This is a genomic window from Sinorhizobium sp. BG8, from assembly GCF_016864555.1.
In the GTDB taxonomy this organism is placed as follows: Bacteria; Pseudomonadota; Alphaproteobacteria; order Rhizobiales; family Rhizobiaceae; genus BG8.
Window position 1 is genome coordinate 2780019 of the sequence record NZ_CP044011.1, and the last position, 13564, is coordinate 2793582.

Below are 13564 nucleotides of genomic sequence, written 5' to 3' on the forward strand. Positions count from 1 at the left end.
CGGATCTACAATGCGCATCCTGCTGACGAACGACGATGGAATTCACGCCGAAGGTCTCGCGGTCCTGGAACGGATCGCGCGGACGCTGACGGACGACGTCTGGATCGTCGCACCCGAGACCGACCAGAGCGGCCTGGCGCATTCGCTGACACTTTCCGAACCACTGCGGTTACGGAAAGTGTCGGAGAAGCGCTTCGCTCTCCGGGGCACCCCGACCGATTGCGTCATCATGGGTGTTCGGGAAGTAATGGAGGTGAAGCCGGACCTGGTTCTCTCTGGAGTGAATGCCGGAGCGAACATCGCCGACGATGTCACCTATTCGGGCACGATCGCCGGTGCGATCGAAGGCACGTTGCAGGGCATCAGGTCGATCGCCCTCAGCCAGGCTTTCCAGCACGCAAACGGCCGCATCGTGCCGTGGGCGGTGGTCGAACACCATGCGCCCGCCCTGATTCGCAGGCTGCTGGAGGTGGAGCTTCCCGACGAGACCTTCTTCAACATCAATTTCCCGAATTGCGCTCCTGAAGAGGTCGAAGGGATAGAGGTGACGTCACAGGGCAAGCTCGAATCCGGTCTCAGCATCGAGGAGCGTGCGGATGGACGCGGGATACCGTATTATTGGCTGCGATTCGGCGAACGGCGTGGTGAGTTTCGTGCGGGTACCGACATCCGGGCGCTGAAGCACAATTCGATTTCTGTAACGCCCCTGAAGCTCAATCTGACCGACTTCGCGGTTCTTGATCGAGTGCAGCGGGCCCTCAACGGCGAGAAAGCAGATTGACGACGGCACGGGTGGTCGAAAAAGAGGGGTTTGCAGCGCTGGCCTTACGGCTGCGCGGCGAGGGTATCAACAACATCGATCTGCTGACGGCCGTCGAGCAGACACCCCGCACCCTTTTCGTACCGCCGCAGTTCGCCGGTGACGCCTATTCGAGGCGGGTCCTGCCGATAGAATGCGGTGCGTTTCTCGAAGGCGTGGATCTGGCCGTCCGCCTCCTGCATCTCCTGAATCTGAAGGCGGGACAGCGTGTCCTAGAGGTGGGGGCAGGCAGCGGCTTCACCGCCTCCGTGATGGGCCGGATGACCGAGCGCGTTCTCACCATCGACCGCTACAAGACGCTTGTTACCAATGCCCAGGCCAATATAGAGAAGGCAGGCGTCCGCAACGTGATCGTTCGCCACGCGGACGGGAGCGCCGGAATGCCGGGCGAGGGCACATTCGACCGGATCCTCGTCACCGCCGCATTCCCGGCGCTGCCGAGAGCATTCGCCGAACAGCTCGTATCGGGCGGCATGCTGATCGCCCCGGTGATGATCAGCGACACGGAATGCCGGATGCTGAAGCTGGTAAAGACTGGCAGCCGTTTCGACCGTGAAGATCTTTTCGAAGTACCGTACCTGCCGATCGTGCCGCATATGGCGCAAGCGCTCTAAGGTTCTCTCCAACTTGGTCGCTCGGTCGACCGTCTCTCGCGTGTGGTTTTTCTGCCAGCCTGTTTCGTCATGGTGCATCGCAGCGACCCGCCGTTAACGATTTGTTAACCATGGACAGCCTCGCGCAAGCTTCGCCCAATAAGCCCAAACCATCACCAAGGATTTCAGGATCCGGCGGAACCTGATGCAGTCGTTGACTGCGCCGGAGCCCGCTGATGGAGTTGGATATGCAAGTCTCGAGCAGGATCTCAAACGCACACACCGGTGACAGCCTCGCCTACCTTGCCAACAGGGCAGTCGGTACCGTCACGGAAGAAGCAACGGAGACCGGGAGCAGCGCACAGCTTTCTGGTGGGACCTACGACCCGTCGGCTCGCGTCTCGCTCTCCGTGGAGGCCCTCCTCGTGTTGAGCGGAACATCAGAGACGGATCAGGCCAGATACCCTGCGCTCACGACGGACGAACGCAACAACATCGATACGCCTGAACTCGCCGCCCGCGAATATGAGGCCTTCGGAAAGTACGCAGAGACCGGCGACTTCAAGAACTATTACCGTGCCTATATCGAGTACTACGATAACCTGCAGCCGATCGACCAGCAGAGCCTGCGCTACGATGGCTCACGGGAAAAGGCGGTCTCGGCGCTGCGCTCCTTTACGTATAACGAAGAGGTCAGCGACACCTACGAACGTCAAGCGGGAGCTCAATTCGACAGGACGTTCGATACCGGAACAAGCGCTAGCGGGTACGGGGATGCTGCGTCGGTGACCAGTCCGGTTGCGATCACCGCCCAGTACGGCGTCGAGAGTTCGGTGCGCATGAGCGCCCGGATTTCGCGTGCCACCTCGATGTACTACACGAGCTTCTGACGCTTCGCCGGCTTGGAGCCGGCCATTGGCGAGTCAGTCGGTAAGCCCTCCGCTGGATGGTAGGCCGGCTGCTGCAGCGAAGCCCGCTCAGCGATCATGGTTATTAATTTCTCAAAACACTGGGACGGATAGGGCCGTTTTAACCGCGCGGTAACTCTAACGCGCTTTAATCATGACACATCAAGTAGCGTACCGATTGGGTAGTGTCATGCGTCAGAGTGTATCGGCGAGTTATGGTAAGACTGCGGTCCGCCTCATTGCGGCGGCCCTTCTCGCGAGTGTAGCGACCGGCTGCAGCTCCGATGCCACAAGGTTCAGTGGCCTCTTTTCCCGGTCGGACGACGTCACCACGGGATCGATACCGCGCCGGACCCTCTTCGGGGGCGGGGCCGTTCCTCGCGGCGATGTCGGGCAAGGGCAGATCATGCCGGCGGAATCGGTTGCCGGCGGCAATCAGTCCTACGGTCAGCCGGCCTCCAACGGGGGAGTGTCGTACGAGCCGATCAATACGGCTACGAACGCGGGTTCGGGAACACGGTACGCGACGACGCCGATGAACGTTCAGCGGACGTCCCTGGCCGAGCCGGCAGTCGCCTCAAGGAACGCCGAGCAGGACGTAGCTCTCGCTCAGCCGATGCCGGCGGCGCGCAAGAAGAGTGAGACGCTCTCGGTCGACTCCGATCCGGTGACGACGGGTACCGTCAAGCCGGGCAAGGCCGGCTGGTCGACGGCGAACGCTCCGGTCGTGATGCTGCGGCAGGGCGAGGATGTCGCCACGCTCTCGCGCCGCTACGGCGTGCCGGAGAAGGAAATCCTCAAGGCAAACGGCCTGAAGCGTTCGACTGATGCCGAGCCGGGCCAGAAGGTCGTCATTCCGACTTTCGGCACGACGGCGAGTGCCGCGAAGGCTTCGACCGACACGACGCTTGGAACCCAGGGCAAGCTGCCAACCCCGGACAACAAATCAGGCGACGCGGTGGCAATTCTGCCTGCGGGCACGTCGAACCGCGAAAAATCCTCTCAGAACGGCGCGGCGACGTCGTCGAAGCTTGCGAATGCGGGCGAGGGGGAGGGCAACACTCCGGGTGCCGGAAACTATGAAGTTCAGCCGGGCGACAGCCTTGCCAAGATCGCTCGCAAGACCGGCGTGTCGGTCGATGCGTTGAGGAAGGCAAACGGCCTCGAAACGGCTTCGATCCGTATCGGCCAGAAGCTGAAGGTTCCCGCCGGCGGCGGTGCTGCGACGGACCAGACCGTGACGGCATCTGTACCGGAAGCCAAGAAGGCCGTGGAGAGCGCGGAAAAGCCGGTGGCCTACCAGCCCCCAGTGAAGACGGTGTCTGTCAGTGAGGCGACGGCTAAGTCCGACGTCACGGACGACGCACCCGAATCGACCGGCATCGGCAAGTATCGCTGGCCCGTGCGCGGTGCGGTCATCGCCGGATATGGCGCGAACGTCGACGGCAATCGCAACGACGGCATCGATATCTCGGTGCCTGAAGGCACGCCGATCAAGGCTGCCGAGAACGGCGTCGTCATCTATTCGGGCAGCAGCCTCAAGGAACTCGGCAACGCCGTTCTGGTGCGCCACGACGATGGTACCGTGACGGTCTATGGCCATACGGGCGACATCAACGTCCAGCGTGGCCAGAAGGTGCAGCGCGGTCAGACGCTTGCGTCTTCCGGAATGAGCGGCAATGCAACGCGCCCGAAGGTGCACTTCGAGGTTCGCAAGAACGCAACGCCCGTCAATCCGATGACCTTCCTGGAGTAGTCGCGTCTCGAAGGTTCGGTAGAGGAGGCCCGGCTTGCCGGGCTTCTTTCATTTGACGAGAGGCTTTCCGAGCCTGCCTGCGAGATCCTGGATGAATTGCCAGGCGACACGGCCCGACCGGGAACCACGGGTCGTGGACCACTCCAGCGCTTCTGCATGCATCTGGCTGCGATCGACATCCAGGTCGAAATGCGCGGCGTATCCATCGATCATCTCGAGAAATTCGCTCTGGCTGCATTTGTAGAAGCCGAGCCACAACCCGAAGCGGTCGGAAAGGGATACCTTTTCCTCGACGGCTTCCGACGGGTTGATGGCGGTCGACTGTTCGTTCTCCATCATGTCGCGCGGCAGGAGATGGCGGCGGTTCGAGGTCGCGTAGAGAATGACGTTGTCGGGGCGTCCCTCGACGCCGCCGTCGAGCGCGGCCTTCAACGACTTGTAGGACGTGTCGTCATGGTCGAAGGACAGGTCGTCGCAGAAGACGATGATCGGGAAGGGAGCGATCTTGAGGATATCCATGAGCGCGGGTAGCGTGGCGATATCCTCGCGGTGCACCTCGACGAGTTTGAGGCTCGTTCCCGTTTCCCTTCCCGCAAGCGCATGGACCGCCTTGACCAGAGAGGACTTGCCCATGCCGCGGGCACCCCAAAGGAGAACGTTGTTGGCCGGCAGTCCCTTGGCGAAGCGCACCGTGTTGTCGACCAGAATGTCACGGACGTGATCGACTCCGCGGATGAGATCGATGTCGATCCGGTTGGGACGAGCAACCGGCTGCAGATATGAACGCACGGGAGCCCAGACGAAGCAGTCGGCGGCGTTCCAGTCGTTGACCGCCGGCGCCGGACCGGCGATGCGCTCCAGCGCCATGCGCAGGTGGCGGATTTCGGCAAACAACTGATTCACTTGTTCTTCCTGCAAGGTCGTTTCTCCTCGTAACGAGCGCCGGTCGATGCGCCTTATGCTGAGGTGTGCCGGTATCATGTGCGTGCGGAGCAGCAAAGGGGAATTGGCGGGAAAACACCGGCCAATCTCCCATGGGTTGTTGCATTCATACGGCTGTTGCCTATATTCCGCCCATCCTAATGGGCCCTGACGGCCTGAAATTCCAGTCTTCAAGGAGTATATGATGTTCATTACCGAGGCTTTCGCCCAGACGGCTCCCGGCGCGTCGGCTGGCGGCGCAGACATCCTGATGTCGGTTCTGCCCTTCCTCCTGATCTTCGTCGTCATGTACTTCCTGATCATCCGCCCGCAGCGCGCCTCCATGAAGCGTCGCGAAGAGCTGCTGAAAAACATTCGCCGTGGCGATCAGGTCGTTACCGGCGGCGGCATCGTCGGGAAAGTGACGAAGGTCGTTGACGACAACGAGGTCGAAGTGGAAATTGCGGAAGGTATCAAGGTGCGCGTCATGCGCAGCGGTATCTCCGAGGTCCGCGTCAAGGGCGAACCCGTCAAGGAATGACATGGTCCTGCGGTCGGGTGGCAGGTGCCCTCGGCCGCACGGCAGGCTTTTCAGCCGGCGGGACAGCCGGGCATTCGAGGTGTGATGCTGCAATTCGCCCGCTGGAAAACCATTGTTGCCTGGCTCGTTGCCTTTGCGAGCTTTCTGATCGCCCTTCCCACCGTGCTACCGCCGGAACAGGCGCAATTGCTGCCCTCCTGGATGTCCGGGAAGAGGCTTGCGCCGGGGCTTGATCTTACCGGCGGAACCTACCTGATGCTCAAGCTGGAGCATCAGGACGTGCTCAACGATCGGCTTGCCGCGACAGTCGATGCGACCGCACAGGCCTTGAGGTCGGCGCGCATCCCCTATTCGGGATTGATGGGAACCGGCCACGAGGCACAGGTTCGCATCCGCGATGCAGCGCGAACGAAGGATGCGCTCGCGGCTCTTGCAAGCCTCGCCGGCGTCACAACCACTGACGACGGCACAGGACTGTTGCACGTCGTGCTGACGCCCGTGGCCATCGAAGAGGCAAACGCCAACGCCGCGCGGGAATCCCTCGACGTGGTCACCCGCCGCATGCGCGAACTCGGGCTCGCCGACGGTGTGGCGCGGCTGGATGGAAAGCAGCGAATCGTCGTCCAGGTCGCGGGCCTGTCGGATCCGCAACGGTTGAAGGACATGCTGGGGCAGCGCGGCACTTTGTCCGCGCGGCTGATCGATACCAAAAGCTCTGTCGAAGCGGCCATGGAGAGCGGTGCTCCTCCCGGTACGCAGCTTCTTTATTCCCTCGACGAACCGCCCGAAGGATTCCTCGTAAATCGGTCGGCGGTCTTCACGGCGGCGGATATCACTGCGGCGGCAGCCTCGGTCAACGATCGTGCCGGTGCTGCGGCCATCGAACTTCAGCTGAACCCCGCAGCGGCTGAGCGGCTTTCGCAAACGACGAGGGATAACATCGGACAGAGGCTTGCGATCGTCCTGGACGAGCAGGTTCTGTCGACGTTGGATATCGACGCTCCCATTGCCGGTGATGCGTTGAAGATCACCGGCGGTTTCGACGAGACCGGAGCGGTGAACCTTGCGATGGTGCTGAGGGCTGGCGAGTTGCCGGCGTCCCTGACGCTTCTGGAGGAAAGGTCGATCGAGCCGGCGCTCGGGGCCTCCTCGGCGCGCTCGGCACTGCTGGCGGTTCTCGTCAGCGGCGTGGCGGTCGCGATCTTCATGGCGGGCTTCTACGGAACCTTCGGGCTGATCGCCGCGATTGGCCTGTGCTTCAACTTGCTTATGATCCTGGCCGTGCTGGTGTTGACCGGGACGGTAATCACGCTTCCCGGGATAGCCGGCATCGTCCTCATCATCGGCATTGCTGTCGACTCGAACGTATTGATCTACGAACGCATGCGGGAAGAGTACCGCAACGAACCGTCGCTGGCTGATGCCGTCGAGAATGGCTACTCGCGCGCATTCTCGACGATTGTCGATGCTGCGATGACGACACTGATTGCCGTCCTGGTCCTGTTCCTGCTTGGCTCTGCGCCGATACAGGGCTTCGCCATTGTCGTCGGCGTCGGTATCATCACCACCTTCTTCGTCACCTTTACGTTGACGCGATGGCTGATCGTGGGTCGGCTTCGCCTCATCCGTGCCAGCCATCTGCCGCGGGCGATCCGCACGGTGATCTTCGACGGCGTGCACCTGCGCTTCATGTCCATCCGCAATCGCGTATTCCTCGTGACCGCGTTGCTGACGATCGGGGCAGCCGGATTGATGATGAGCGGCGCGGTGCACATGGGCATCGATTTCAGCGGCGGAGCGTTGCTGGAAGTCCGGGCGCGTCAGGGCGATGCCGATGCGGAGGACATTGCCGGACGACTGCGCGAGCTGAACCTCGGCGATGTCTTCGTTCGCGGGTCGGGATCCCCCAGCACTGCCGTCATTCGCATTTACACGCAGGAGGGTGGAGAGAATGCGGAGCAGACGTCTGCCCTGGTCGCGCGGGGCGAGTTGGAGGAGGACTATGAAATCCGCCGGGTCGAGGTCGTGGGGCCGTCGGTTTCCGGGGATTTCATTTCGGCCGCGACCTTCGGCATTCTCGTCGGTTTTCTCGCCCTCATGGGATACATCTGGGCACGGTTCGAGTGGCAGTTCGCCATCGGCGCCATCATTGCCGTTGCGCACGACATCTTTCTCACGATCGGCTTTCTCGCGCTGCTCAGCCTCGAGTTCAACATTGGAAGCGTTGCCGCGCTTCTGACCATTGCAGGCTACTCCCTCAATGATACCGTCGTGGTCTACGACCGGATTCGCGAGAACCTGAAACGCTACCGGCTGATGCCGCTGCCACTCGTCATCGATGCTTCGATCAACCAGACCCTGTCGCGCACGGTGCTGACGTCGGCGACGACGCTGCTGGCGCTCGCCATGCTCGCGATCTTCGGAGGCGAGGCCATTCGTGCGTTCACGCTCACCATGCTCTTTGGTGTGGCGGTCGGAACTTTTTCCTCTATCTACATCGCCGGGCCGGTGCTCATTCTTTTCAAACTGAGGCCGGACCGCTATCGCATCGGACGCGGCGGTACGTCTGCCGCACCGCAGGCCGGAGGTGACCATGCCTAAAGGTATAGAAATTCGAGATGCGCACTTTCCTGGCCGCGCGCCCATCGACGCCTACGGCAATGGCGGGTTTCGCTTTGCGGACATGTCGCATCGCGGCTCGATCCTGTGCTTGCCATCCGGAATCTATGGTTGGGACAAGGTCGAGAATGATCCCCTGACCGTAGCCGATCTCGAGCGCGTGCTGGACGAGGCAGGTGACATAGAGGTGCTGCTGGTCGGGACCGGCAGCCAGATACGTCCGCTTTCGGCCGAACTGCGGGCGGCGCTGAAGGACAAGCGGATCATTTCGGATCCCATGAGTACGGGAGCCGCGGTGCGCACCTTTAACGTCATGCTCGCGGAATCCCGGGCAGTCGCGGCCGCCCTCATCGCCGTGTAACGAAGGAACTGCAGATTGAATGCCAGCATGAGCGCGGAATACTCCCATTGTCTGGAGGTGCTTCGCGAGACCGACCGTGACCGCTATCTCGCCTGCCTGCTCGCGCCCGAACCGGCCCGGGGCGCGCTTGCGGCACTCTACGCCTTCAATGCCGAGATCGCGCGGGTGCGCGACATCGTACGCGAGGCGCTTGCCGGCGAGATCCGACTGCAATGGTGGCGGGATCTGCTTGAAGGCGCTCCGAGCGGGGAGGCGACCGGCAATCCGCTTGCTGCTGCCCTCATGGACACCGTCCGCCAGTATCACCTGCCGGTCGCCGTGTTGCTCGACATGATCGATGCGCGCATCTTCGACATCTACAACGACCCCATGGAAAGCCGGACGACCCTCGAAGGCTATGCCGGGGAAACCGCGTCCGCCCTGATCCAGTTGGCCAGTCTCGTTCTCGATCCCGCGAACGCTTCGAAATCGTCGGACGCGGCCGGTCATGCCGGGGTCGCACAGACGATCGCAGGGACCTTGCTGCTCTTGCCAATTCATCGCCGCCGGGGACAGGTCTACATTCCGGCCGACCTGCTCGCAGCAACGGGTCTTAGCGCCGAGGGGTTGCTCGCAGGGACCGACACGGATGCGATACGGCGCGCGATCAACGCCTATTCCGGCCTCGGACGCGAGCATCTGCGCAGGGCGAGCGAAGCTGGGGGCATCTCGCCCGGCAATTTCCCTGCCTTCGTCCCTGTCGCGATCGCCCGACATGTTTTCGACAGTGCCGAGAAGGCCGGAGCGGCGGTCCTGGACAAATCCATAGTGCCGGCCCAGTGGCGTCGCCAGTGGTGGATGTGGCGTTCGGTCCGGCGGCAAGCATTCTGACCGGGACGACAGCTGATGGCCGGGAAAGAAATCCGATCGGCCATGGCTTGGCTGAAGCCGGATATTCACACCGCGATGCACCGCGCAGCAGCGCTCGGCGTCTCCTCTGACATGGAGCGCGCCGGTTGCGTTCAAGGGACGTCCCGTCCGGAAACCCACCGCCTCAGATCTCGTCTCCGGGACGTGAACATCGTCCCAAAGAGCCGGCCGTAGTACACCAAGCTGGCGCAAGCCTCGTGGACTACGAAGGCGGAACTTCACCCGAACGGAGGCTGGTCCCGTCATGTTGTGGTTGGTCATCGTTTTTGCGCTGTTGCTCGCGGCCTATCTCTATCAGCGTCATTTGCGCGGCAAGGCCGAAACTCCGTTGGACGAGGAGACGGGGCTTGCGATCATCCAGTTCGGGCAGGCCTTTCCGAACGAAGCCATTCGCGAGGTTGCCACGACCGTGGACCAGCGACATGTGTTCCTTCGCCTTCATGACGGCAAGGCAGGGCACATGCATGTGCACGGACATCACTTCGGCTGCCACCTCATCGAACCTGGCACCGTGCGCGCTACCCCCGAACCCAGCGGCAAAGCACTGAAGATCGAGTTCGAGGAATACCCGACGGAGAATGGCCTGTTCGAATTCCGCACCGTCGCTGAGGCGGCGGAGGTGTCGCTGTGGCTGCTCGGGAGCTTCATGCCCACGCAAGAGATGGCGCGCGGTTAAGGCTTGTCTTCCGGGATACGTCACGGGTTTCGGTTAGGATTCTCGAAACATGCTCGCGCACCGCGGATCGTAAACCCGAAGAATCGCGACGCACGCCTGCTGCCCGCGGTTTCAGCGGCGGATTAATCGCCGTGAGGCGCTCCCGCCGCTTTGCGCGGGGCGCTCTATGCCGTCTGATCCAGCCAGTTGGCGCAATCCGCCAGCGCGCGCTGGGCCGTCGCTTTCTTCTTCGCGATCGCCTTGTCCTTGCCGCGGAAGCGCTTGATGCCCTCGGGACGCACGATCTCGCCCGGCTCCAACAGAGGGAACAGGCCAAAGTTGATGTTCATCGGCTGGAAGGAGCGCTTGCCCGGTTCGTCGTCGGACACGATGTGCCCACCGGTGATGTGGTTCAGCAGTGATCCGAAGGCCGTGGTCTCCGGCGGAAGGCGCGGTGTATCCCCGTGGCGTTCTGCGGCGGCGAACCGCCCGGCGAGCAGTCCGATGCTTGCGCTTTCGACATAGCCCTCGCAGCCGGTGATCTGACCCGCAAAGCGCAGTCCTGGGCGACCCTTCAATGCCAGAGTGCGGTCCAGCAGAACCGGAGAGTGGATGTAGGTATTGCGATGCAGACCGCCGAGGCGGGCGAATTCTGCGTTTGCGAGACCCGGAATCAGCCGGAAGATCTCCGCCTGGGCGCCGTATTTCAGTTTCGTCTGGAAGCCCACCATGTTGTAGAGCGTGCCGAGCGCATTGTCCTGACGGAGCTGTACGACGGCATAGGGCTTGACCGAAGGATTATGCGAGTTGGTGAGACCCATCGGCTTCATCGGGCCGTGGCGCAGCGTTTCGCGCCCGCGCTCGGCCATGATCTCGATGGGCAGGCAGCCGTCGAAATAGGGCGTGCCTTCCCACTCCTTGAAACCGGTCGTGTCGCCAGCAACCAGCGCATCGACGAAGGCATTGTACTGCGCCTCGTCCATCGGGCAGTTGATGTAGTCCTTGCCCGTTCCACCCGGTCCAACCTTGTCGTAGCGGGACTGGAACCAGCAGACATCCATGTCGATGCTGTGGGTGTGGACGATGGGTGCGATGGCGTCGAAGAAGGCGAGCTGGTCGGCACCTGTCTGCTGCTGGATGGCGGCGGCGAGTGCTGGAGATGTCAGCGGGCCGGTGGCGATGATTGCCTGATCCCATTCAGCCGGAGGCAGGCCCGCGACCTCCTCGCGCACGATCGTGATGAGAGGGTGTGCCTCGAGCGCGGCGGTGACCGCGGCCGAAAAGCCGTCGCGATCGACCGCCAGTGCGCCGCCGGCCGGCACCTGGTTGGCATCCGCAGCCTTCATGATGAGCGAACCGGCGAGCCTCATCTCCGCATGCAGGACCCCGACCGCATTGCTCATCGCGTCGTCGGAGCGGAACGAGTTGGAGCAGACGAGCTCGGCAAGACCATCGGTCTTGTGGGCGTCCGTGCCGCGCACGCCGCGCATTTCATGGAGAATGACGGGAACGCCGCTTTCCGCGATCTGCCAGCTGGCTTCGGAGCCTGCCAGTCCGCCGCCGATGACGTGAATGGGTGCAAAGGAGGTCGTAGTGTTCATGGGACGGCTCCTTATCATGCCCTTCCGGCGCATTCCAATGCCCGGAATCAAAAACGGCACCAGATGGTGCCGTTTAGATCGTTCCTCGCGCTTATCCGTATTCCGGCAGCAGCGTCGGAAATTCGGCTTGCTTAGCGGAAGGAACGTGCTGCGATGCCACGGATGTCGTAGCGGGTCAGGCCGATGTCCGAGAGCGTGTGGTTCGACAGGTTGCCGAGTTCGTTCAGGGTGCGGCGGTAGCTAATCCAGTTCTTTGCAATGCGGATCGGGTTCATGGTTCATCTCCTCGATGGGTTGCCGTGACGGAAGCGTCATCGGTTGTTGGTGTCTATTTACGCCTTCTCCTTGTATTTGTGCAGTGCAAAGAAACAGCACCTGCTATGCAATTGTGCAATAAGGTGTTTGAAAACTGTGCATCTCAAGCCAGTGATGAGAAAACAGGCGGGCGTTTTCGCGGAACCGGCTGTGGTGACGAAGGCCCCGGATTTCAGGCGTTTCGTAGGTCAGATTGCCGCAGGGGCGCTGGGCGAATAACCGCCGGGTTCATTCCGTCGGTCTGCTGCCGATTTCGCAGGCAAGATCAGCCATGCTCGACAGTCACGGGAGGGCGGGCGATGGGGTGGGGAGCCACTGAGAGCGAATGCGCGTCATGGTGGAGCCGGCCGCGACCGGAGATGTGGGGCGATCGAGCGGCGGTGGGGTCGATTGGTCGAGGCGGGGTGGGGTGCCTGTTATGCTGCGCCCAAACTAGAAACGCCTCCCGAATTTCTTCGGAAGGCGTTTGAGGCGGTAATCCGTCGGCTGCTACTGCGAATTACTTGATAGCCTGACGGGCAACGTGCGGGATGTCGCTGCGGCCGATGCCGAGGTCGTTCAGTTCGCGGTCGGACATGCGGCCGAGTTCGGTGCAGGTCTGACGGTACTTGCGCCAATTGTTGAAAGAGCGAGCGAAGTTCATTTTCGTATTCCTTTCCTTTGTGTTGCGGGTTTGCTGCAAGGCTCTGCGCCAACCCCCGATCTGATGGTTTGAATATACGTGAGTTTCTTCGGAAAGACAGAGACAATGCCGTATGGCACCCATGCACTCAGTGCATGTCAATCCTATAAATCATCAAAATGAGCGCACAATTTGAGCGCATTTGGGCGGCGAGCTTGAGTGCTTCTGGCGGGGGAAAAGAAATAGCGCCCGCTGGGGGAGGAGGTCCAGCGAGCGCTACTTGTCTTGATTGGCAACTGGGAGGAGGAGTGTCGCCAATCGCATCGGGCTTCGCTGGGAGGAGGAGTGCGTCGCCCGATTGATGAGATGAATATAGTGTCGTTCGTTGCTGCAGAAAAGCGAGTTTCAGGAATAACACCAATGCGAATTACGCATATCTAGACAAGAAAATAGGCGCAAACTGGCCTAATAAATAGGCAATTGTGGAGAAATTGCTCCGAAAACGTAAAATAACATCAATTTGACATGAGAATTTCGCAAACAATAACGCCCGCTGGGGGAGGAGGTCCAGCGGGCGTCATTTGGAGTGACTGGCGACTGGGAGGAGGAGTGTCGCCAATCGTATCGAAGAGGCGCTGGGAGGAGGAGTGCGCCGCTTCGAATTCATTTCGGTGCCCTTCGGGCTCCGGGTCTTGTCCAGACCGTGGTCCGGGCGGCTGACCGATGCCGCTTGCCCCTGTTTCTGTCACTGCCATGTGCAGCGCCTTGAAACTTCAGGGCTTTGGATCTCTCCGATCCATGCTCTCAACATAGTATGATAAATTGCTTTTGTGCAGTGCAATATGAGCATGGAAGATATGCGCACGCTGCATGTCCACTAATTTGCTCGATATTGCGGGCTGCAGGCGCGTTTAGCTCGAATTTCTCCCCATATTGGTGGGGT

General features: G+C 61.4%; 13 protein-coding genes. 9 read left to right on the plus strand and 4 right to left on the minus strand.

Annotated elements, in window-relative coordinates; all coding sequences use genetic code 11:
• The first annotated feature begins 10 nt into the window (after positions 1–10).
• The 4 genes from surE to F3Y30_RS13200 all read left to right on the plus strand — a co-directional run bounded on the left by surE (position 11) and on the right by F3Y30_RS13200 (position 4077).
• Complete coding sequence (gene surE / locus F3Y30_RS13185) at positions 11–781, plus strand: 5'/3'-nucleotidase SurE (protein WP_203423147.1); 771 nt, start codon at positions 11–13, stop codon at positions 779–781.
• Positions 778–1434: a protein-L-isoaspartate(D-aspartate) O-methyltransferase gene (locus tag F3Y30_RS13190; RefSeq protein ID WP_203423148.1), complete on the plus strand. Its 657-nt coding sequence runs from the start codon at positions 778–780 to the stop codon at positions 1432–1434. The genes surE and F3Y30_RS13190 overlap by 4 nt, the downstream gene beginning before the upstream one ends.
• A gap of 227 nt (positions 1435–1661) precedes the next feature.
• On the plus strand, positions 1662–2303 hold the full coding sequence (locus F3Y30_RS13195) for a hypothetical protein (protein WP_203423149.1): 642 nt from the start codon (positions 1662–1664) through the stop codon (positions 2301–2303).
• A gap of 208 nt (positions 2304–2511) precedes the next feature.
• Positions 2512–4077, plus strand: coding sequence for a peptidoglycan DD-metalloendopeptidase family protein (locus tag F3Y30_RS13200; RefSeq protein ID WP_203423150.1), 1566 nt, complete (start codon positions 2512–2514; stop codon positions 4075–4077).
• A gap of 48 nt (positions 4078–4125) precedes the next feature.
• Here the strand turns inward: F3Y30_RS13200 and F3Y30_RS13205 are convergent, their stop codons facing one another.
• On the minus strand, positions 4126–4995 hold the full coding sequence (locus F3Y30_RS13205) for an ATP-binding protein (RefSeq protein ID WP_203423151.1): 870 nt from the start codon (positions 4993–4995) through the stop codon (positions 4126–4128).
• 208 nt (positions 4996–5203) lie between these two features.
• Between F3Y30_RS13205 and yajC the strand changes: the two genes are divergently transcribed.
• The 5 genes from yajC (at position 5204) to F3Y30_RS13230 (ending at position 10104) form a co-directional block, all read left to right on the plus strand.
• Positions 5204–5539: a preprotein translocase subunit YajC gene (gene yajC / locus F3Y30_RS13210; RefSeq protein WP_203423152.1), complete on the plus strand. Its 336-nt coding sequence runs from the start codon at positions 5204–5206 to the stop codon at positions 5537–5539.
• An 84-nt stretch (positions 5540–5623) separates the two neighbouring features.
• On the plus strand, positions 5624–8140 hold the full coding sequence (gene secD / locus F3Y30_RS13215; protein ID WP_203423153.1) for a protein translocase subunit SecD: 2517 nt from the start codon (positions 5624–5626) through the stop codon (positions 8138–8140).
• On the plus strand, positions 8133–8519 hold the full coding sequence (locus F3Y30_RS13220; protein WP_203423154.1) for an Mth938-like domain-containing protein: 387 nt from the start codon (positions 8133–8135) through the stop codon (positions 8517–8519). Before secD ends, F3Y30_RS13220 begins: the two co-directional genes overlap by 8 nt.
• 27 nt (positions 8520–8546) lie before the next feature.
• Complete coding sequence (locus F3Y30_RS13225) at positions 8547–9389, plus strand: phytoene/squalene synthase family protein (RefSeq protein ID WP_203423155.1); 843 nt, start codon at positions 8547–8549, stop codon at positions 9387–9389.
• Positions 9390–9672: 283 nt separating this feature from the next.
• A complete protein-coding gene (locus tag F3Y30_RS13230; RefSeq protein ID WP_203423156.1) occupies positions 9673–10104 on the plus strand; it encodes a hypothetical protein in 432 nt (143 codons plus the stop codon).
• 164 nt (positions 10105–10268) lie between these two features.
• Here the strand turns inward: F3Y30_RS13230 and trmFO are convergent, their stop codons facing one another.
• The 3 genes from trmFO to F3Y30_RS13245 form a co-directional block, all read right to left on the minus strand.
• Complete coding sequence (trmFO, locus tag F3Y30_RS13235) at positions 10269–11684, minus strand: methylenetetrahydrofolate--tRNA-(uracil(54)-C(5))-methyltransferase (FADH(2)-oxidizing) TrmFO (RefSeq protein ID WP_203423157.1); 1416 nt, start codon at positions 11682–11684, stop codon at positions 10269–10271.
• Positions 11685–11815: 131 nt separating this feature from the next.
• On the minus strand, positions 11816–11959 hold the full coding sequence (locus F3Y30_RS26720) for a DUF1127 domain-containing protein (protein WP_203423158.1): 144 nt from the start codon (positions 11957–11959) through the stop codon (positions 11816–11818).
• A 539-nt stretch (positions 11960–12498) separates the two neighbouring features.
• Positions 12499–12642: a DUF1127 domain-containing protein gene (locus F3Y30_RS13245; RefSeq protein WP_203423159.1), complete on the minus strand. Its 144-nt coding sequence runs from the start codon at positions 12640–12642 to the stop codon at positions 12499–12501.
• Between the last annotated feature and the right edge of the window lie 922 nt (positions 12643–13564).